Here is a 21,080-nt window from a genome sequence, read left to right on the forward strand (position 1 = left end):
GGGTGGCGCTGGGGGAGAGGGCGGGGGTGTTCACCACTGTGCGCCGAGCAGGCGGGGCTCCGGTTCGATCGGCACGCCGAACTTTTCCAGCACCGAGGCCGAGATGCGTCGCGCCAGCGCCAGCAGCTCAGCACCGGTGGCGTTGCCGTAATTGACCAGCACCAGCGCGTGGCTCGGCGCGACGCCGGCATCGCCTTCGCGGAAGCCCTTCCAGCCGCAGGACTCGATCATCCAGGCCGCAGAGACCTTGCGCTTGTCGTCCTGTTCGGCCGGGAACACCGGCAGCTCGGGGAAGTGCTGCAGCAGTACGTTCACCTGTTCCAGTGGCAGTACCGGGTTCTTGAAGAAGCTGCCGGCGTTGCCCAGCACATCCGGATCGGGCAGCTTGCGGCGGCGGATCGCGATCACCGCATTGGCCACGTCCACGGCACTGGGCAGCTCCACGCCCTGTGCCTGCAGTTCCTCGCGGATGCCGGCATAGTCCATGCGCAGGTCGTGCAGCAGCGGCAACTTCAGCTCGATGGCGGTGATCAGGTAGCGATCGGGCTGCTGCTTGAACACGCTGTCGCGATAGGCGAAGCCACACTGTTCGTTGTCCAGCCGCACCCAGGCCTGCTCCTGGCAGTCCCAGGCTTCAACGGCCTGGATGAACTCGCCGACCTGCGCGCCATAGGCACCGATGTTCTGGATCGGCGCGGCACCGGCCGTGCCGGGAATCAACGCCAGGTTCTCCAGGCCGGACAGGCCTTCCTGCAGCGACCACATCACCAGGCCATGCCAGGACACGCCAGCGCCGGCGCGGATCACCGCATGGTCGGCGCGGTGCTCCAGGAAGCTGATGTCCCGGTTGCCGAACACCAGCACGGTGCCAGGCAGGTCTTCGGCGATCAGTACGTTGCTGCCGCTGCCCAGCACCAGCAGCGGGCCGCTGGCCACCTCGGGCAGCGCCAGCACGTCCGGCAGCAGTGCGGCATCGTGCAGTTCCAGCAGCTGCGCGGCGCTGGCCTGCACGTGGAAGGTGTTCAGCGCCTGCAGCGGCGCATTGCGGGTGAGCGTCCAGCGCAGCGGGGCGTTGCCGTCGACGGTGTCCATGGGCGCGCTCACAGTGGGGCCACCGCGCCGCGGCTCGGCGCTTCGCGGCGGCGACGGATCGCCTCCACGCATTCAGAGACCAACGCCGGGCCACGGAAGATCAAGCCGCTGTAGCACTGCACCAGCGCCGCGCCTGCGGCCATCTTGGCCACCGCATCGGCACCGGACAGGATGCCGCCGACGCCGACCAGCGGGACCGATTCGGGCAGGCGCGAACGCAGGCGGCGCAGTACCAGCGTGGACTGCTCCAGCACCGGCGCGCCGGACAGGCCGCCGGCTTCGTTGGCCTGCGGATCGCCGGCCACCTTGCTGTGGTCGATGGTGGTATTGGTGGCGATCACGCCGTCCACCTGCAGTTCGCCCAGTACGCGGGCGGCGGCATCGATGTCGCGCTCGCTCAGGTCCGGTGCCACCTTCACCAGCATCGGGACGCGGCGGCCATGCTGCGCGGCCAGTGCTTCCTGGCGGTCGCGCAACTGGCTGACCAGCTGGCGCAGCGCGGTTTCCTCCTGCAGTTCACGCAGGCCGGCAGTGTTGGGCGAGGAGATGTTGACGGTGATGTAGTCGGCCAGCGGATAGACCTTGTCCAGGCAGGCGATGTAATCGTCCACGGCCTGTTCGTTGGGCGTGTCCTTGTTCTTGCCGATGTTGATGCCGAGCAGGCCGCGGCGGTTGCGCGCGCGCTCGACATTGCGCACCAGCGCGTCCACGCCCGCATTGTTGAAGCCCATGCGGTTGATGATTGCGTTGTGCGCTGGCAGCCGGAACAGGCGCGGCTGCGGATTGCCGGCCTGCGGACGCGGGGTGATGGTGCCGATTTCGACGAAGCCGAAACCCAGCGCGAACAATGCATCGATGTGCTCGCCATTCTTGTCCAGGCCGGCGGCCAGGCCGACCGGATTGGGGAAGGTCAGCCCGAACACTGTGCTCGGCATCGGCGCGATGCGTGCGGCCAGCAGCGGCGTGGTGCCGGTGCGATAGGCCAGGTCCAGTGCGGACAGGCCGAGGCCGTGGGCGCGCTCGGCGTCGAGCGAGAACAGGAAGGGGCGGGCAAGCGAATACATGCGTCGGTTCAGTCCAGCGTGCCGAGGAAGGCTCGGGTTCGATATTCAAAAGCAACCTGGCCGTCGACCGCGTGGGCGGCGAACAGGTCCTGCAGGGCGGCGATCATCGGCGCATGGCGCGGATGACCGGCTTGGGGTGCGTAGGAGGAGGACAGCAGGCGCCCGCGCAGGGCGTCGAAATCCAGATGTTGCACGTTCGGCAGCTCCACCATGCCGCGCAGGCCGGGGCCGAACCACGCCTGCATGGTGGCGTCGTCCTGGTAGCGCTCGGCAACGGCGGTGTAGTCGGTGCCGTAGTCCAGCAGCAGCTGCTCGTAGCCGATCAGGAACGGGCTGGCATCGAGCAGGCGCGAGTTCCAGTAGATCAGTGCCAGGCCACCCGGGCGCAGGATGCGCTGCCACTCGGCGCGCACCGCCACGGTGTCGAACCAGTGGAAGGCCTGCGCGACGCTGACCAGATCGATGCTGGCATCGTCCAGTGTGGTGGCCTCGGCGCGGCCGTCCACCGCACGGAACTGCGGGTACTGCGGTGCCAGCCATTCCTCGGCCGCGCCCCGCATGGCGGCGTTGGGTTCAACCGCGACTACTGGATGGCCGCTGGCCAGGAACAGGCCACTGGAAATACCGGTGCCGGCGCCGATGTCGGCGACCACGGCCTCGTGGCTGACGCCCATCGGGCCATGCAGCCACTCCAACAGGGCGGGCGGGTAATCGGGCCGGTAGCGGACGTAGTCGGCGACGCGGCTGCTGAAGCGTTCAGTGCTGTCGGAGGCAGTCATGGCGTCACTTCGACACTGCCGCCAGCCACGCCAGGCCGCCGAAGAACAGGATGAAGACCAGGATGGCGGCGATCACGGCGCCGACCATCACCCAGCCCAGCACCAGGCCGGTGACGGCGAGGCCATCGCCTTCCAGTTCATGCGGGCGGCGGCGGATCTCGGCGCGGGCCATGTGGCCGGTGATGATGGCCACGATGCTGGCCACGAAGGGCAGGACGGTCCAACTGGCGATGCCCATGACCAGGCTGACCACGGCCAGGGCGCTTGTCTGTCGGGGTGCCACGCTCATCGGGGTCCTCCTTGGCAGTGTGCACATGATAGTGCGTCTGCCGGGGCAATCCCATGGGCAGTGCCCTGTAGAGCCGAGCCCATGCTCGGCTGCCCCCTTGGGCTGATGCGGGATCGACCGCGTCTTGCGTGCAAGCCGAGCATGGGCTCGTCTCTACAGATTCAGCCCATCAACACCTGGCCGCCATCCACGTTGAGCACATGACCGGTGATCCAGCGCGCCAGCGGCGAGCACAGGAACAGGGCAGCGTCGGCGATCTCGCGCGGGTGGCCGAAGCGGCCGAACGGGATCTTCGCCAGGGTGCCGTGGTACAGGGCGGGATCTTCGGTGCGGCGGCGATCCCACAGGCCGTCATCGAACTCGATCGAGCCCGGGGCGATGGCATTGACCCGGATCCGGTCCTTGGCCAGGGCTAGTGCCTGCGAGGTGGTGTAGTGCGACAGCGCGGCCTTGGCGGCAGCGTAGGGCGCGCCACCGGGACGCGGCTGCTGGGCGGCGATCGAGGACAGGTTGAGGATGCAGGCATCGCTGGATGCGCGCAGCCACGGCAGTGCCAGGCGTGAGGCACGCACGGCCGCCATCAGGTCGATCTGCAGGCTGGCGGCCCAGCCGTCCTCGTCGTCGACCATGCCGTAGCCCGTGGCATTGTTGACCAGTACATCGATACCGCCGAGGGCATCGGCGGCGGCCTGCAGCCAGGCCTGGATCTGGCCGGGATCGGCCAGATCGGTAGAGAACGCGTGCAGTTCGAAGCCCTGCGCCCGTGCATCGGCACGCAGGACATCCAGGCCGGCCTGGCCGCGGGCGCAGGCCGAGACCTGCGCACCGGCACCGGCAAAGGCCAGTGCCATTTCACGGCCAATACCCTTGGTGCCGCCGGCGATCAGCACGCGGCGGCCGGTGAAATCAATCACCGGCTTGCCACCCTGTAGAGCCGAGCCATGCTCGGCTGCATTTCCTGCGGTGTTCATGGCGCATCCTGCCGGGCATGGCCCGGCACTACAGATAGCGTTACAGGTCGAACTTGATGCCCTGGGCCAGCGGCAGCGAGTCCGAATAGTTGATGGTGTTGGTCTGACGGCGCATGTAGACCTTCCACGCATCCGAACCGGACTCGCGGCCACCGCCGGTGTCCTTCTCGCCACCGAAGGCGCCACCGATCTCCGCACCGGACGTGCCGATGTTGACGTTGGCGATGCCGCAGTCGCTGCCGGCGGCCGACAGGAACTTCTCGGCGGTCTTCAGGTTCTGGGTGAAGATCGAGGACGACAGGCCCTGCGGCACGCCGTTCTGCATGTCGATGGCTTCGTCGATGCTGTCGTACGGCATCACGTACAGGATCGGCGCGAAGGTCTCGTGCTGGACCACGGCGTCGCTGTTCTTCAGGCCAGAGACGATGGCGGGCAGTACGAAGTTACCCGGTCGATCGATGCGGGTGCCGCCGGTTTCGATGGTGCCGCCGGCGGCCTTGGCCTGGGCGATGGCATCGAGGAACTGCTGTACGGCGCCTTCGCTGTTCAGCGGGCCCATCAGGTTGGCGGCATCGGTCGGGTCGCCGATCTTGCCTTCCACCTGCTTGTAAGCCTTGACCAGGGTGGCCAGTACGTCGGCGTAGATCGAGCGGTGCACGATCAGGCGGCGAGTGGTGGTGCAGCGCTGGCCGGCGGTGCCGACCGCACCGAACACGATGCCCGGCACGGCCAGCTTCAGGTCGGCGGTTTCGTCCAGGATGATGGCGTTGTTGCCGCCCAGTTCCAGCAGGCAGCGGCCCAGGCGGCGCGCGACCTTCTCGTTGACGGTGCGGCCGACCTGGGTCGAGCCGGTGAAGCTGATCAGCGGCACGCGACGGTCATCGACCAGCTTCTCCGACAGCGCGGTGCCGGCATCGTTGATCAGGAAGAAGATATCCGGGAAGCCGGCTTCGCGCAGGGCCTCGTTGCAGATCTTCAGCGAGGCGATGGCGGTCAGCGGGGTCTTGTTGGACGGCTTCCAGATGCAGACGTCGCCACAGACGGCGGCCAGGAACGAATTCCAGCTCCACACCGCGACCGGGAAGTTGAAGGCCGAGATGATGCCGACCAGACCCAGCGGATGGTACTGCTCGTACATGCGGTGGCCGGGGCGCTCGGAATGCATGGTGTAGCCGTACAGCATGCGGCTCTGGCCCACGGCGAAATCGGCGATGTCGATCATCTCCTGCACTTCGCCGTCGCCTTCCGGCTTGCTCTTGCCCATTTCCAGGGCGACCAGCGAACCCAGCGCATCCTTGTGCCTGCGCAGCGCTTCGCCGCACAGGCGCACGGCCTCACCGCGGCGCGGGGCAGGCGTGGTGCGCCAGACCTTGAAGGCTTCCTGCGCGCGGGCGACGACGGTCTCGTACTCGGCCTCGGTGGTCGCGCGGACCTGTGCGATCGGCTCGCCGGTGGTCGGGTTGACCGGGGTGATCAGCTCACCGCTGGTCGCGCTCGACCACTCCCCGTTGCCCAGGTACGTGCCAGCGTTGATCGCGTCCAGGCCAAGGGACTTGAGCAGCTCGGAAGACATGCAGACTCCTGTGTTTCGTTACGTTGTTTGGCGCCATCGCGGGCAGGTGGGGGACGCGATGAACAGAACCGCCGATGGTAGCAGAGGGTGGTGGTGGGGCTTTGGTGCGGTGCGGGGTGGGCCCCGGGCGCCAGCGGACCGACATGAGGCGCGCAATCGCGTTCCTTTATTGACGCGAAATGACGCATGTTGATTCAAATTGACAAATGAAAATTCATTAATGATTTCAGCAAGTTAGTGCTATTTTGGCATGATTGGGTGGGCGCGCACTCTGTCGAAATTTCTATCTTTTGGCTCAATCTTCATTCACAATTCGTCCACATTTGATTGACGCAACCTCGATGATTCCGTGCTGGCTGGGGAGTCCATGCACGTGGGCGCTGGTTCCGCGCCCCCTCGAGCCGAGATATGGAGAAGTGCATTGCTACATGGATCAGTAGAAGACCTTCCCGCAGAGCGGGCCCGGGCGGGCCGCCGCCGTGTTGAAGCGCGGGCTGCCCTGGAGTTGGGGTTGCGCTTGGGCGACATGCTGTTGCTGCCGGGGATGGCAGTGCTTTCTCACTTTCTTTTGTACGGAACAGGTGCGCCGGATTCTTCCCAGCGAATCGTATTTGGTGCGGTGGTTCTCAGCGCTGTCGTTTGCTTCTCGGTCGCGCCGTTGTATCGGAACTGGCGGATGCGAGGGCTTCTCGCTGATCTCTGGCTGCTGCTGTTGGCGTGGTCTGCCACTTTTGCGCTGTTCTCGCTCTACGTCGTCCTGGTCGGGCTTGCCGATGTGGTGCCGTCGACGTGGCTGATTGGCTGGTATGCCTTTGGCCTGGGATCGATGGCGGCGCTGCGTGTGCTGCTGAGGGTGCAGTTGCATCGGCTGCGCTCGCGTGGGATGGACCGCGAGCGGGTCCTGCTGGTCGGACTTCGCGCCCCGGCCCTGAAACTGCACCGCCTGCTGCGTGGCAAGCCGGAGCTGGGCAAGGAAGTCATTGGCTACTTCGCCGGTGCAGGCGATATCGCCACCCGCCGTGGCGGTGATGCACCGCGCCGACTGGGCTTGCTGGCTGAGGTCCCGCAGTACATGGATCAGCATCGGGGTGAGTTCGATCAAGTCTGGGTGTCGATGCCGATGGGGGATGCCGCCGCGGTCAGGGACATGCTCAAGCAGATCGAGCGATTTCCGGTGCCTGTGCGTCTGATCCCTGATACCACGGGCCTGGGGGCGCTCAACCCCGGTCTGCACCAAGTGGGTGATGTGCCGATGATCGGTGTGCGGCAGGGCTTGGCAGACCACCGGTTTCGCCTGTTCAAGCGGATCGAGGACATCCTCGTGGCTGGTGTCGCGGTGGTCCTGCTGGCGCCGTTGTTTGTCGTGCTCGCCATTGGCGTGAAGCTGAGTTCGCCCGGGCCAGTGCTGTTCCGCCAGAAGCGTCACGGGCTGGGTGGCAAGGAGTTCTGGATGCTCAAATTCCGCTCCATGCGCGTGCATGCAGAGGGAGAGGGGCAGATTACCCAGGCTAGGCGCGGTGATCCGCGAGTCACCCGGTTCGGCGCCTTCCTGCGCCGCAGCAGCCTGGACGAACTGCCGCAGTTCTTCAACGTGCTGGGTGGAAACATGTCGGTGGTCGGGCCGCGCCCGCACGCGATTCAGCACAACAACCACTACGAGCGCGTGATCGAGCGCTACATGCATCGTCACTACGTCAAGCCTGGGATTACCGGCTGGGCGCAGGTGCACGGCCTGCGTGGTGAGACGCCGGAGCTGCGCTCGATGAAGAAACGCGTGCAGTACGACATCGATTACATCCGGCGCTGGAGCCCGACGCTTGACGTGCGGATCATTGTGCTGACCGCGCTGAAGGTGCTGGGGCAGAAGTCGGCGTACTAGGGGGGGATTTCTGGAACTGCGACGTAATTCCATGAATCTGTTGGTGATTTCATCGCCTGTAATGCGTTTGTAAGGTATGCTGTGCGGCTGCCGCCGACTCCGGATGTTCTGGTCGCGTGCGCCGCAAGGAATGCCACAGGATCCAGATCAGTGTTCAAGAACGTTCTATTTGTATGTGTCGGCAACATCTGTCGCAGCCCCTCCGCAGAAGTGATGCTGCGCCAGGCGGTCGAGGGCAAGGGGATCCAGGTGTCCTCCGCGGGCCTCGGTGCGCTGGTTGGGCATGGCATTGATCCCACGGCGCAGGAGCTGCTGGTTGAGCAGGGCATGGATGGCCTGGCCCATCGCGCGCGCCAGATCGATGACGCCATCCTGGGAGCCGCTGATCTGGTGCTGACCATGGAGCGCAAGCACGTGCGCCGCATCGCCGAGATCGCACCGCAGGCCTCTGGAAAAACCTTTCTGCTGGGCAAATGGCAGCAGGATCGGGAGATTCCCGACCCATACCGCCAGCAGCGCCCGGCGTTCGAGCATGTCTACAAGTTGATGGCCGAGGGTGTGGAGAGCTGGGCGCGTCATCTTTGATGATGTTTCACATCATTTGACTTTTGCTTCTAACGATCAGAACTGAATATGACTAGTGATACGCGCAGCTCGCGCCCTGAAGAAGGTGAGGATTTTGATCTTCGGCAGATGCTTGGCACGCTGCTTGACAATAAGTGGTGGATCGCTGGGATCACATGCTCGCTCGTTGTGGTGACAGCGGCATATGCATTGCTAGCAACTCCGATCTATCGCGCCGACGCAATTGTCCAGGTTGAGCCGAAGGCTCCCTCGATTCCGGGCCTCAACGACCTGAGTCAATCGCTAGGCATGGGGACTGCTGAATCCACGACGGAAATCGCGCTGCTGCGCTCACGCACCGTCATTGGAACTGCAGTTCAGAAGCTTGGTCTGGAAGTCGAGGTCAAGCCGCGCAGGTTCCCAGTTGTTGGCGGCTACCTTGCACGTCGTCACGAAGCGGAAGAGCCCGAAACGCTTGCCTCCACCGTACTGGGCATGTCCAGCTATGGCTGGGGTGGTGAAGATCTGAAGATCTACCGGCTTGAGGTTCCAGACAAGCTCGTCGCAAAGGAGCTGACACTGGTCGCAGGTGAAGAGGGGGCCTTCACTCTGCTTGACGACGATGGAGATGTTCTCGTTGCCGGGCGCGTTGGCGACACGCTGAATGAGCACGGCGTCCTGATGCAGGTCGAGCAGTTGCGTGCCGTGCCGGGTGCGCGCTTCTCCGTGGTCAAGCAGCGGTTGCAGACCGTGGTCGGTGATCTTCAGGAGGCATTGATGATCGGCGAGGCCGGGAAGGATTCCGGTATCCTGAAGCTTGCCTACGATAATGCAGATCCTGGGCTTGCCCGATCGTTCTTGCAGGAAGTTGCGCAAGCTTATGTGCGACAGAATGTCGACAGGAACTCTGCCGAGGCTTCCGCGCAGCTTGAGTTCGTCAACAAACAGTTGCCCGTCATCCGTCAGCAGGTGGATGCCGCGCAGAAGTCCCTGAGCGCCTACCAGACCCGTGCCAATTCCGTGGATCTGACGTTGCAGACCAAAGGACTTCTCGAGCAGGAAGTGGCGGTCGAGACCAGCATTCAACAGCTTCGCCTCGAGCGGGCTGAGATGGATCGGAAGTTCACGAAGGATCACCCTGCCTACCAATCGCTCATGAAGCAGATTGGCGATCTGGAATCGCGCAAGGCAGGCTTCCAGGGGCAGGTCAAGCAATTGCCGGAGGCACAGCAGGAGCTTCTTCGTCTCACGCGTGACCTGCAGGTCAGCAATGAGATGTATACCGCCATGCTGAACCAGGCGCAGCAACTGGATGTTGCCAAGGCAGGTACCGTTGGCAACGTCCGAATCGTCGATCCGTCCGACGTTGATGCAACCACGCCGGTAAAGCCACGTCGTGGGCTTCTGGTCCTTATTGGCCTGGTCCTTGGTCTTGCGCTTTCCGTTGGATTCGTGATTCTGCGTCAGTTCCTGCGCCGGGGAGTGGAGGATCCGGCTGAGATCGAGAATATAGGCCTGCCGGTGTACGCCTCGATCCCGGTGAGCGTCAGTCAGCGAAACGACTCCGTTCGAGGCAACTTCAAGGGAGATGGGAGGATGCATCTTCTCACCATCCGTGAACCTGCAGATCTCGCCATTGAGGCCATGAGGAGTCTCAGAACGAGTCTTCACTTTGCGAGGCTCGAGGCGAAGAACAACGTCTTGCTGATCTCCGGTGCAAGCCCCAATGCGGGCAAGACCTTCGTTTCGTCAAACCTTGCGGCGGTCATCGCCCAGACTGGCCAACGGGTGCTTGTCGTCGATGCTGACATGCGCAAGGGAACCCTCCATCGTGCATTTGGCGTAACGCAGGCGCCAGGCCTTCCGGATTTGCTCGTGGGGCGCGCTGAGCTTTCCGATGTCATTCGCCCGATCGAGGGGGTTGACGGACTTGACTTCATTCCTCGGGGCAATGTTCCGCCAAACCCATCAGAACTGTTGATGCACGAGAACTTTACCCGGTTCATTGCAGGGGTTTCTGGTGCGTACGACATCGTCATCATCGATACGCCGCCTATCCTCGCCGTGACCGACGCTGCGATCATGGCGCATCACGCGGGGACTTCGCTTCTGGTTGCCCGCTTTGGGCTCAACCAGAAGAAGGAGCTTGAGTTGGCGCGTCGTCGCTTTGAACAGAATGGGGTAAAGCTGAAGGGCGCAATCTTCAATGCCGTTGAGAAGCGCGCGGTTGGCTACTACAGCTATGGCTACTACGAGTACAAGTCGAACGCCAACTGATGGGTCCGCAGATTCAGGCTTTCCCGTTCCTGAGAAGGTTTTCGGCACTGCTGTTTGGTATCGACGTCGATCATCTCGCCGAGTCACCTGGCAGCTGCAGTTCGGGATTGTGATGAGATGAAAGCTCGAACCGCTTGGAGTTCCATCCGCAGACATCGTTTCGTCTACGGCGGGATGATGACGCTTGCCCGAGGGGTGCCAATCTTGGCCCTCCTTGTGGCATCGATTCTGCTTACGGATGACGCATTTGGCCGGATTTCCATCGTTGTGACTGCGCTGGCTACCGCCTCGCTGCTCTCAGACTCTGGGATGGATTCCGCTGCGACGTGGCTGCTTGCCGGCGCGGATGAAGTCGCCAGCCCGGCCCAGACTCTCTCTGCGCTGATTGTGTTGAGAGTCTGCGTATCGATTGCCGCGGTGGTCGCACTCGTCACGCCGCAGGCTGGTGCATTGGCAGGAGGCGGATCGGGTCTTGTGCTGGTACTGACCTGCTCGCTAGCCGCAGCGGCTATGGCGTACTGCTCTGCCGTCAGGATTTCGCTGAGGATTGGAGGCTCTGGTGAAGTCGCGGCGCTTCTGCGGGAGAAGCTTGTTGGTGGAGGGCTCTTCCTGCTGGCGCTGCTGTCGCTAGGCGGCAGTCTCGCTGACCACGTCTGGATCTATCCTGCGACCTGTCTACTTGGCTGCCTCGCCACTCTACTGGGGCGCAGGCTTGGGCTCGTAGCGTTCGCTTTAGGCGATACGCTCAAGTTGCTTAGGTCGGCGGCGCCCTTCATGGTGACAACGATCTGCGCAGCGGTGGTGTGGAGACTTCCAGTCTTCATGTTGGGTGCTGCAGGCAACTATGAGGCTGCAGGGTTCCTTGCTCTTGCCAGTTATCCCATTCTGCTCCTCAGCAGCATCTCGGTACTGTCGGCGCCACTGCTGTTCCTTCGTAGGGCACAGGATGCCCGCCCGGGGGGGGACTTCAGGTCGACGGTCGCGATGGGAGCGGCATGCGCCGTTGCCATCTGGCTGGGCTATGCCGCAGTAAAAATCTCTGGTCTGCCAGTCCCGGTCGATGGGAGAGTGCTGATGGTGCTGGCGTTCTTCGCACCGGTCCTGGTTCCTCTGTGGATGAACCCGCAGCTGTCCACGTGGCTCCGACTTCATGCGTCACTCTGGGTGCCCACCCTTCCAGCTTTGTTGGGCGCGGTGGTTGGTGTAGCCGTGGTTTCGGCTTTCCTCAGCAGTGCGCTGTCTGCCGTGGTCGGAATTCTCGCCGCGGAGTACGCCTCGCTCGCCTTCTACCTGGTTCTCAGAGGGCGGCAGATGAAGAATGATGCAGGAAAGGTGTAAGGGTTATGTTTGAAACGGACAAGCCTTATCTCATTGCCCTGCATCTCTTGGTTACGGTGCTTGCCGCGCTGCTGTGCTTTTCCGTGCAGGGCCGTCGCAACTATGGGCTTCCGTACCCGCTGACTCCTGCCTCGATCGGCATCATTTCTATTGTAGTCGGCTCGCTCGCGGCTCATCTCCTGGTAGGTGATGACTACTTGGAGTATCTCTTCCTGTGGGGGCTGCAGGTTAGCGGTGTGCTGGCAGGACTGATTGTCGCAAAGCAGCTTCGTCCCGGTGGCCGCCCTATGTGGATCCTGCCACGGCGCCTGTCGATGCTCTGCTGGTTGACGCTTGCTGCCAGCGTCGTGTCTGCCTTGGTGTTCTTCGCTACCCAGGGCGTACCTTTCCTTGGTGGGGACGTTGAGCAGGGACGAGTCGACGCGGCGGTTTCCGGAACCGGCTATCTGCGTCTGATGGCGTACATGAGCATCCCCGCATCTTCCCTGCTGGTTGCACTGAGAAGGCGCTTTGGCTGGTTGAGTGCAGGGATTGCCTTCCTTATCATCGTTGGCTTGGCAAACCGCAGCCCGTTGCTGTATCTGATCTGTCCCATCGCGCTGGCGGCATGGGCGTATGGACTCTACAAGCTCACCGGCATGAGAGTCCTGGCAGGTGGCATTGCCCTGGTTCTCATGGTGGCCGCAATTGGCGGATATCGCGTGGTCAGTCAAGAGGCGTTCTACGATTACGCTGAGTACAGCGAGGATCTGGCTGCCGGGAACTATGTCGGCGTGGCACTGACGGCCCTGACCCATTATGCAGGCGTTGTTCCAAGCAATGCAGTGCTGACCAAGCACCTGATTGATTCGGGCCAGATGAACCTCAAATTTGGTGAGACCTATTTCACGCTGTTTATCTCTGCGTTGCCTGGCGAACAGCTTTCGCTTGATCGCGAAATCAAGGAGCTTTCCGGCAAGAATTTCATTGGTGGCGGCACACCACCCACGTTGATGGGCGAGGGATATGCGAACTTCTGGTACTTCGGTACGTTCTTCAGTAGCTTCTTGCTGATTCTCGCCTTGTGTGCGGTGGCTGGCAGATTCTCGACCGCAGTCAAGGAGTCGGACGGTGATGCGAAGGCGGTAGCTGCCTGCATCTACGGCTTCTTCGTATGCTGGGCAATCATGGCGCAGGTGGCCGGCTTGGCTGGTGCCAGTACCTTCCCGGTTGCTGCCGCAATCTTCTATGTATTTGCGTGGCGCGCTTGCAGTCGTGGAATGGGATACAGGTAATGGATGCAAATATTGATTCGATTGCATGGGCAATCCAGTCCCCATGTCGGAAGGTTGAGACTCGGCCTGCGCGTCTGGTGCATGAGCTGTCTTTGCTGAACGTGGTTGCGAGGCCAGTAGCTCATCAGTTTCACGGTCGGGGTGAGACTTCGGAGCGCAACGAGAACAGGGGGCGCTGGTATCCGAAGCCAAGAGCCGGTGCCGGAAAGGTTGCAATATTGTCTCCGGTGTTCCAGGGCTGGTCTCGGGAAGACGTGGTCTGGGCCGACTTCTATGACGACTGGTCGATAGCGCCGGATATCAATCTCTGGCACAGGCTCCTGGCGTCCATGACTTACTCTCGTATCCGGAAGGGCGGGGCGAGGGGGTTGACGGTCACCTGCAATACGCCCTATATGGCGGCGAGGCTGGGACTGGGTCCGGAGTCGATAGTTCCCAATGGCGTCGATTGCAACTTGGCCCGCTTGCCGGCGGGCGGCGATGACCGCAGGCGACTTATTGTCCTTGGCCATCTGTTCAAGGGCCGGACAGATCTGGAGCTCCTTCGTTCTGCGCTTCTCGAGTGGCCGTTCGATGACATCGTGATCGGGGCACCGGGCACGGACCCTGCGATACTCGGTATTCTGGAAGCATCGATTTCAGCCAATCGACCGGTCCGGACATTTGGCTGGTTGTCATCGGAAGAGCTCGCCACGATGACTGGTGCCAGGACCGTGGGCCTTGTTCCGCATGTTGTCACCGACTACACGCTCAGCCAGGATCTGATGAAGGTCTACCAGCTGCTCTCGCTTGGTATCAAGGTGGTTTGTCCACGCCTTCTCTGGCCCAATGGTATTGACGACTCGATGGCCTTTCTCCACGGCATCGGAAGCGACACTGGCGCGATAGGCGATTGGAACAATGCCATGTCCATCTCCACCGGCTGGCGATTGGATTTCGTGGACAAAAACTCCTGGAAGTCACGGGCTAGCAGGGTTGCACAGCTAATTGCTCAGGGATCGTATGCTTGATATCTCACTCGTTGTATTCAGGCCGAGCCTGGCAGATCTGCAGCGAACGCTGCATTCTCTCGCGGCGGTCCGGAATGAATTCGGGAAGCTATGGATTCTGATTTCCGGAAGATCTGCGCTCCGTGACTCCGTGTTGGCGATGATCGACGACGTTGGTCTCGGTCAGTCGGTTAATGTTGAACATCGCTTCGACAATCTGGGATTTGCTTCCGGGCACAACAGGTTGCTGAAACGGGCATTCTCGGCTGGCGCAGCCCGTGTGCTGGTGCTCAATCCGGATGTTCTTTTGGACCCGGGTGCGATCTCGGCGTTGTCGGCTGTAGTTGAAGGGCAGGCTGAGAATTGCCTGTATGGCCCCGCACTTGCGCGGATTGATGACGATTCAAGTTCGGTTGCGCTGGTCGATAGTCTTGGAATTGCATGGTCCCGCTCTGGTCGACACTTTGATATCGATCAGGGCCGCCCGCTGCCTCGGCTCGATGGATCTGTGTCCGACGTCTGCGGCGTTACCGGCGCCTGCATGCTTGTTTCGGCCAGAGGGTTTGACGCGATCGTTAGCGCCACGGGATATTTCTTCGACGATACCTTCCTTGCGTATCGTGAAGACGCGGAACTCTGTGTTCGCGCGAGCAAGGTCGGCGTCGGTAGCCGGTCGGTGATGCTTCCGGGGTTCGGTCATGTCCGTTCGGTCCGGGGTTTTCAAAGGGGTAAGGTGATTCCTGATCTGCTGGGTGTAAGAAATCGCTTCCTGATGAAGTGGCGATTGGGAAGGCATCGTCCCGGAAATGTGGTGCTGGCGGGCTTTCGTGATGTTCTGGTGATTGTTGCTGTATTGCTTGGAGAGAGAAGTAGCATGCCTGGTCTGAAAGAGTCTTTTGCAATCAGGCGATATTCCGTGGCGACGTCTCTGGTGCGGAGAGTAAGCGTATGAAGACGTTGCGGATTCTTGGCATTCGTGGCGTGCCTGCCACGCATGGCGGGTTTGAAACGTTTGCCGAACACCTATCAAAGTATCTCGTCGATCGCGGCTGGCGGGTTGTGGTGTACTGCCAGAAGGAAGGTGCTGGGCAGTCGTACAACGGCAGTTGGGAAGGCGTTGAGCTTGTGAACATTCCCGTTTCCGGTGATGGTGCGCTGGCTACGGTGAAGTTCGATCTGCGTTCTACGATTCACGCGTCGGAGTTCAAGAACGATCTCTGCCTGATTCTTGGCTACAACACCGCGTCTTTCGCCGCGATTCTGCGCGCGCGCGGTGTCAGGACCGTTATGAACATGGACGGCATCGAATGGTCTCGCGCCAAGTGGGGAATCATGGCGAAGTCGTGGCTATGGCTCAACGAACGCGCCGGCTGCCATATATGCCACGCGCTCGTAGCGGATCATCCGGAAATCGCCACGCACCTGCAGACGCGGGCGCCGGCGAAGAAGATCACGACCATTGCCTATGGTGCCAAGGAGGTAGTGGGGGCGGATCGTTCTCTGCTGGATCCGTTCAATGTTGTACCTCACCAATTCGCTACCGTAATTGCTCGGCCAGAGCCAGAGAACTCGTTGCTTGAGATCGTCCAGGCCTACTCGCGGGCCCGGCGTGGCATGCCGCTGATCGTGCTCGGGAAGTATGACCACGGTTCTGCGTACCATCGCTCGGTGATTGCAGCTGCAAGTTCGGAGGTCCGCTTCGTTGGAGCGGTCTATGACAAAAATGTGGTGCAGGCGCTTCGTTACTTCTCTTCGTTCTACCTGCACGGCCACCAAGTAGGCGGTACCAATCCCTCATTGGTGGAGGCAATGGGTGCAGGCAACGCAATCCTCGCTCATGACAATAGATTCAACAGATGGGTTGCGGGGAGTGGGGCTCTCTACTTCAATGATGTTGAAGAGCTGAGTGGCCATATCTCGACAGTTCTTGAAAAGCCTTCCGAGCGGGACAGGCTGAGCCAGGAAAGCAAGGCCAGATTCTCGGCGGAGTTCACTTGGGACTTCATCCTGGCCAAGTACGAAACGTTGCTATCCGCGTCGTCAAGTGCCGCCAACGAGTGATGTCCGTTGATGGCATGACTGCCGCCGTCCCCCCTTCAGCGGCGCTGGGCAGAACCACTCTGCGTCAGCGCACGATTCATATCACGTACGGACGTGATCTCATCTGAGAGACGTCGTACCGGATGGTCATTCGCTGATGGCGCGCAGATTGTCGTAGAAGAAGCGCTCATCCTGATCGCCGGTCAGGCCATACAGCCCATACTTCCGACCCAGCATTGCTCCGCCGTCACGGATCAGTGGATTCCAGTTAAACGCTGCGCGGCCACGTGTGGAGCGAGGCAGGAATCCGTCCAGTGGGATGCTGAAGTAAATGCCCTTGTCGAAGCTGCCTTCACCGAAGTCACGCGCCGAGACATCGGTCTTGGTCGCATACGCGCCCATGGTCACGCCGTTGTCGAACACACGGGCCAGGTCCAGAGTGGCACCCTTGTCGCCGGCCAGGTACTGGCCCACCGACAGCGAGCCGATGATGCGTTCACGGGCGTCGAAGGCATAGTAGAGCGTGGCGTGGCCGGTGGTGACCCTATAGTCGCGGAGGCCCCAGTGCTGATCGTAGTCGCGCTGCTGCACCCGGTTGAGATTCACGCCAACCGCCCAGCGCTCGCCGCTTGGGCGATACAGCAGTTCGCCGCCGACGCCGGCATACATCCACTCCAGGTAGCCTGCGTAGGCGATGCCATACAGGTCCGGTGCCAGCCGTCCGGCGATGTTGGCCTGCAGATTGGGCAGCATGATGTCGGAGGTGGTCAGGTATTGGCGGATGTCCGTCCGCACGCGTGGCAGGCGACTTGGGGCGTTGTACTTGAACTTGTGGTAGTTGTTGGTGACATCAGCACTGACGGTGCCGGTCAGCCAGATGTTGTCGCGCAGGAACAGGCTGCCCGAGTAATTGGCTGCGATCTGGTACAGGATGAAGCCATCAGGGCCGCCAAGATTCTGCCGGTAGCCGATGTTGAAGCCGCCGCCGAATGGGTTGCGCTTGGGCGTGTACAGCGTTTCGCGCGCGAGCGCGCCGGGCGCCTGCAGTTCCGTGCTCCGCCGCAGTACGTCTTCGCTGACGGTGCCATCCAGGTACCCCGCGAACGCTTCGCGGTTGATTGACAGATCGGCGATCGGCATGCCCACGCGGGTGGTGCGCAGGGTGAACCAGTCGTAGTCATCGCCGGTCGCGTTGGCAAGAATGCGCGTCGCGCGTCCAAGGCCCTTGGCAGGATGCAGGTAGCGGGTCTGGTAACCGTCGACATAGAGCTCGTCGCCGCGGCGCGAAATGCGTTCGACACGGAACCCGGCATTGCGCTGCAGTTCGGTGCTGATTGCTGCCCAGTCGGTACTGGTGCCAGGAGCGGCACCAGAAGCGTCGCTGCTGGCGACTGATGCGCGCTGATCGGCGGCGGTTGTCGCGGGCAACAGCCGCTGCGGTGGCGGGTCGAACGGCTTCGGCGCAGCTGGCGCGTTGCCGGGATTGCCACGCAGGGTGAGCGAGAACATCGCCGCGTCGCCGCGCTCCCAGGCTGCAGTCAGTTCGACATTGCGGTTCGGCACATAGACCAGCCCCACGTTGAATGGCGTGCGCTGGCGGAGGTTGTTGTTTCGCGGTTCACGCCGGTAGTCGTTGCCGTCGTATTCCACTTTGAGCAGCAGCTCATCCATCGGCGTCTGGTAGGTGATGCCGCCGAAGATACCGACCGGCCCCTTGAACATGTTGCTCAGGCCGAACTTTCCGGACTGCGTGATGTCGCTGTTGGCAATGGAGCGCCGGTCTTTGAAACGATCATCGATGGCGCCCAGTGGGTTCGAGAAATCGCCGCGATTGCCGATGTACCCGGTGGCAAGTCCGATCGAGGCATCGATCGGGCCGAAATTCTTGTTAGCAACCAGGTATTCGCTGGAAAAGAATCCGGTGCCGCCCAGATCGCGCACACCAAAGGCAAGCTGCGGGAGCAGGCGTGATTCCTGCCACAGGCGCAGTTTGAAGTCGATCGACTTGTCCTTGTAATGCTGATCGCCGGCAATGCTAGGCCCGTACAGCAAATTGTTGACGTTGATGTAGCGGAATGAGGCCTCCAGCCACGGGAATGGCTGAAGTGTCAGGTTGTAGCGGGCGTAGGGGGCGTTGTACGACGCAGTGAAGCTCAGGTCTCCGTCGCTTGCCATGCGCGCGGTAGGTGTCTGCAGAAGACCGATCCCACCCCATTCGTTGGCAGTGGGGAGCGGTGCCTCCTGGGCATGCAGTGCGCAGGACAGCGACAACGCAAGCGCGCTCAGTGCAAAACGGGCGGGGCGCACTGGGTGCGCGCGCAGGCAGGACTGGATCATCACGGGTTGACGGGCTGGGTGGCGATGAACGCGGCGAAATCGCTGTTGAACAGCGGGTCGATGCGCTTGATCAGGGAGGCGCGCACGGGCACGAAAACCGTACCCCCGGGCGCGACAGCCTGGGGATCTGCGCGGTTCCACAGGCCGATGCCCAACTGCTGGATTCGCCCGTCGGGCTGGATCACGTAGATGTCGTTGCGGTCGGCAAGGGGGCTGGGATGACAGTCACGCAGATAGTCGCGTGCATCGCGATGCGGACCGTGTGGCAGCTCGCACTCCTGGTCCACTGCGCCCATGACAGTGACGGTGCGTGGCCGTAGCGGAAACCGCAGCCTGTCACCTGTGGCTAGTACCGGGTTGTTCGCAGGCTGGACCTGGATCAGTCGTGCGGGCCCGGCGATGGGCGTCCGGCCGGTGGCCGGATGTGTCTCCAGCCAGGTCTGCAATGCCTGCGCGAGCGTCACAACCTGTGCGTCGGCAGACTCTGCCAGCTGCCCGGCGCCATACTGCAGCCCCGCGCGCAGCCGCACCTGGGCCGGCAGGGCCTGCAGGCGTTCGAGACTTGCCCCCAGCAGGTAGGCGTCGGCCTTGGGACGGGCCAGCAGCAGGCCGTCGGCCAGACGGGCGCCGGTACGCAGCTCGTACTGCCCTGCTGCTTCAACGGCACCTTCGATATGTACCTGCGCGGCCTGGACGCCAGTGGCAGCGAACAGCGCGGCAAGCACTACCAGGTTGATAAATCTGAACGTCATGGCTCAGTCCTTGGCCGGGCGATAGGGTTTGAGCTGGGTCAGCTCAGCAACACGACCGGGCGCCAGATGCTGGCGGCTCTTCCAGATGAAGCCTGTGGCAGGATCGGCCCAGTAGACATTGCGGCCACTCATGCCACCGCCTTGCAGCTGCTCGTCGAACCGCTGCAGGGTCCGGCGCGAACCCAGTATCTCCACCTGCTCCAGTTCGCCCCTGCTCAGGATCCCGGTCACGGCTACGTCGACCTGGTAGGCGGGAATCCAGTCATACCGGCGCTGCACCGCAACGGGCGTGGTCACTGTACGCAGGTCATCGAAGGGCGAGGGTCCATCGATACGCGCGTGCCATTGCTGCCCCAGGCCGCTGCCACCCAGCAGCAGGCCGTGGGCGTCCATTTCGAACACCGCATGTGAACCCGCGAACCACTGCTGGCGGCCTCCATCGACGTAGCCCAGAACAGCCACTGCGGTGAGATCGGGAGTTTCCACCTGCATCTGCGGGAAGCGGTTGCTGGCCACGCCTTCTGCGGTCGCCTGTGCCGGGCGATGGGTGATCAGCCGGAAGGTATCCAGTGTGGAGCGGCTGCCGGTGGTGCACCCGGTGAACAGCAGGGCGGCGACGGCGACCAGCAACAGCGCGCCATGGGCGCGATGTGCAGGGCGGTGGCAGGCCGCATCCATGCGAGCCATGTCAGTTGTCCTTGATTTCGGTTCCGGTACGCGCCGCGTTGTACAGGATATTGGTGAAGGGCAGCAGCTGATTCACGAAGCGGTTCCAACGGCTGACGCCGGCCGCGCCGACAAATACGACGTCGCCCGGCTGCAGATGGAACTGACTGCCGGCGGCAAAAGCGGTCGGAGAGCGCGCCTCCAGCTGATAGACCATCGAGGGCTCCTGTTGTAGGTCCGTGCTGCCGCGGATGACATACACGGCATTGCCGTTTGCGGTCTGTTGAAGCAGGCCGCGAGCGCGGCCGAGTGCCTGGTTCAGCGAGACATCACCGGTTCGGAAGCTGTAGGCGCCGGGCTGATTCACTTCGCCCACCACGAAGATCTCTTTGCGATCAAGGTAGGGCACGAAGATGGAGTCGCCATCCTTGAGGAGTAATTGGCGGCCGCCAAACTCGCGAGCCAGGGTTTCCAGGTTGATCGTGTAAGTGATGCCTTCCCGGCTGAGCTGGATGCCCGACAAGTCGGCCTGCTGGTTGTCCAGTCCGGATTGGCTGATAGCATCTGCCAGCGTCAGCGGCGAGGTGCCCAGGGCAATCGGCGAGGATCGCTGGGCAGCGCCTGTCACCCAGACCCGCTGGCTGCCATAGGTGAGGACGGATACGTCCACCTGGGGCGATTCCACGTACTTGGCCAAGCGGGTGCTGATTTCCTCACGGAGCTGCATCGGCGTCTTTCCCGAGGCCGTGACCTTGCCGATGTATGGGTAGAACATCGTGCCGTCACTCTGCACAAGGCGCCCTGCCAGAGCACCCTGCTGCTGGGGACCGGCCGGCACGGTCAATTCTGGGTGATCCCATACGGTGACATAGAGAATGTCGCCGGCCCCGACCGTGTACGGTGCAGGCTGGTAATCGAACAACGCAGCTGGCAGTGAATTCTGCGTCCGCGCGGCGTTTTCCTGGGCGATCAGCTTCGGCGTGATGCTGACGATTTCCAGCTGACCATCGCCGCTCTTGCGGTCGACGGCAACGTCGCTGCGGCGCAGGTGCTGTCCCGGCGCAAGCGCACAGCTGGACAGTGCCAGTGCGGTCAACGCAGCGGCAAGGAGGCGAGGGGTGATGTTATTCATGGGGATGAGAGTCTGGCAGGCATAAAAAACCCCCGCCGGGCCGCGCCCGGCGAGGGCCTGAGTG

The 21,080-nt window shown here is 62.3% G+C and carries 18 protein-coding genes; 8 read left to right on the top strand and 10 right to left on the bottom strand.

Features of this window, described 5'->3' with window-relative positions; genetic code table 11:
- Positions 1–30: 30 nt before the first annotated feature.
- The 6 genes from murB to N5C25_RS03475 form a co-directional block, all read right to left on the bottom strand.
- Complete coding sequence (gene murB / locus N5C25_RS03450) at positions 31–1,092, bottom strand: UDP-N-acetylmuramate dehydrogenase (RefSeq protein ID WP_279936427.1); 1,062 nt, start codon at positions 1,090–1,092, stop codon at positions 31–33.
- 8 nt (positions 1,093–1,100) lie between these two features.
- Positions 1,101–2,156: a quinone-dependent dihydroorotate dehydrogenase gene (locus tag N5C25_RS03455; RefSeq protein ID WP_279936428.1), complete on the bottom strand. Its 1,056-nt coding sequence runs from the start codon at positions 2,154–2,156 to the stop codon at positions 1,101–1,103.
- Between the two features lie 8 nt (positions 2,157–2,164).
- Positions 2,165–2,935 (bottom strand): class I SAM-dependent methyltransferase, encoded by a 771-nt coding sequence (locus N5C25_RS03460; RefSeq protein ID WP_279936429.1) that lies wholly within the window; start codon positions 2,933–2,935, stop codon positions 2,165–2,167.
- Positions 2,936–2,939: 4 nt separating this feature from the next.
- Positions 2,940–3,224 (bottom strand): DUF4190 domain-containing protein, encoded by a 285-nt coding sequence (locus N5C25_RS03465; protein WP_279936430.1) that lies wholly within the window; start codon positions 3,222–3,224, stop codon positions 2,940–2,942.
- A 161-nt stretch (positions 3,225–3,385) separates the two neighbouring features.
- A complete protein-coding gene (locus N5C25_RS03470; RefSeq protein ID WP_279936431.1) occupies positions 3,386–4,195 on the bottom strand; it encodes an SDR family oxidoreductase in 810 nt (269 codons plus the stop codon).
- Between the two features lie 40 nt (positions 4,196–4,235).
- A complete protein-coding gene (locus N5C25_RS03475; protein ID WP_279936432.1) occupies positions 4,236–5,768 on the bottom strand; it encodes an aldehyde dehydrogenase family protein in 1,533 nt (510 codons plus the stop codon).
- A gap of 526 nt (positions 5,769–6,294) precedes the next feature.
- On the opposite strand from N5C25_RS03475, the gene N5C25_RS03480 reads away from it, so the two are divergent.
- The 8 genes from N5C25_RS03480 to N5C25_RS03515 all read left to right on the top strand — a co-directional run bounded on the left by N5C25_RS03480 (position 6,295) and on the right by N5C25_RS03515 (position 16,150).
- Positions 6,295–7,647 carry an undecaprenyl-phosphate glucose phosphotransferase gene (locus tag N5C25_RS03480; protein ID WP_227844668.1) on the top strand — a complete coding sequence of 451 codons (1,353 nt, stop codon included), beginning with the start codon at positions 6,295–6,297 and terminating at the stop codon, positions 7,645–7,647.
- A gap of 150 nt (positions 7,648–7,797) precedes the next feature.
- Positions 7,798–8,232 (top strand): low molecular weight phosphotyrosine protein phosphatase, encoded by a 435-nt coding sequence (locus tag N5C25_RS03485; RefSeq protein ID WP_279936433.1) that lies wholly within the window; start codon positions 7,798–7,800, stop codon positions 8,230–8,232.
- Positions 8,233–8,280: 48 nt separating this feature from the next.
- On the top strand, positions 8,281–10,488 hold the full coding sequence (locus N5C25_RS03490; RefSeq protein ID WP_279936434.1) for a polysaccharide biosynthesis tyrosine autokinase: 2,208 nt from the start codon (positions 8,281–8,283) through the stop codon (positions 10,486–10,488).
- Positions 10,489–10,605: 117 nt separating this feature from the next.
- Entirely contained in the window at positions 10,606–11,826 is a 1,221-nt protein-coding gene (locus tag N5C25_RS03495) for an oligosaccharide flippase family protein (RefSeq protein ID WP_279936435.1), read from the top strand.
- A gap of 5 nt (positions 11,827–11,831) precedes the next feature.
- Positions 11,832–13,100 carry a hypothetical protein gene (locus tag N5C25_RS03500; RefSeq protein ID WP_279936436.1) on the top strand — a complete coding sequence of 423 codons (1,269 nt, stop codon included), beginning with the start codon at positions 11,832–11,834 and terminating at the stop codon, positions 13,098–13,100.
- A 218-nt stretch (positions 13,101–13,318) separates the two neighbouring features.
- Positions 13,319–14,110, top strand: coding sequence for a hypothetical protein (locus N5C25_RS03505; RefSeq protein WP_279936437.1), 792 nt, complete (start codon positions 13,319–13,321; stop codon positions 14,108–14,110).
- Between the two features lie 139 nt (positions 14,111–14,249).
- Positions 14,250–15,041: a hypothetical protein gene (locus tag N5C25_RS03510; protein ID WP_279936438.1), complete on the top strand. Its 792-nt coding sequence runs from the start codon at positions 14,250–14,252 to the stop codon at positions 15,039–15,041.
- A complete protein-coding gene (locus N5C25_RS03515; RefSeq protein ID WP_279936439.1) occupies positions 15,038–16,150 on the top strand; it encodes a DUF1972 domain-containing protein in 1,113 nt (370 codons plus the stop codon). Before N5C25_RS03510 ends, N5C25_RS03515 begins: the two co-directional genes overlap by 4 nt.
- Positions 16,151–16,276: 126 nt before the next feature.
- Here N5C25_RS03515 and N5C25_RS03520 read toward each other — a convergent pair whose 3' ends face one another.
- The 4 genes from N5C25_RS03520 to N5C25_RS03535 are packed head-to-tail and all read right to left on the bottom strand — an operon-like array spanning position 16,277 to position 21,016.
- Complete coding sequence (locus N5C25_RS03520) at positions 16,277–18,466, bottom strand: YjbH domain-containing protein (RefSeq protein WP_279936451.1); 2,190 nt, start codon at positions 18,464–18,466, stop codon at positions 16,277–16,279.
- Positions 18,466–19,218, bottom strand: coding sequence for a capsule biosynthesis GfcC family protein (locus tag N5C25_RS03525; RefSeq protein WP_279936440.1), 753 nt, complete (start codon positions 19,216–19,218; stop codon positions 18,466–18,468). The genes N5C25_RS03520 and N5C25_RS03525 overlap by 1 nt, the downstream gene beginning before the upstream one ends.
- 3 nt (positions 19,219–19,221) lie before the next feature.
- On the bottom strand, positions 19,222–19,905 hold the full coding sequence (locus N5C25_RS03530; protein ID WP_058982654.1) for a YjbF family lipoprotein: 684 nt from the start codon (positions 19,903–19,905) through the stop codon (positions 19,222–19,224).
- A gap of 1 nt (position 19,906) precedes the next feature.
- The gene (locus N5C25_RS03535) at positions 19,907–21,016 is read right to left on the bottom strand and encodes a polysaccharide biosynthesis/export family protein (RefSeq protein WP_058982655.1); all 1,110 of its coding nucleotides are present in this window, start codon (positions 21,014–21,016) and stop codon (positions 19,907–19,909) included.
- Between the last annotated feature and the right edge of the window lie 64 nt (positions 21,017–21,080).

Source organism: Stenotrophomonas sp. GD03958, assembly GCF_029839005.1.
Taxonomy (GTDB): domain Bacteria; phylum Pseudomonadota; class Gammaproteobacteria; order Xanthomonadales; family Xanthomonadaceae; genus Stenotrophomonas; species Stenotrophomonas hibiscicola.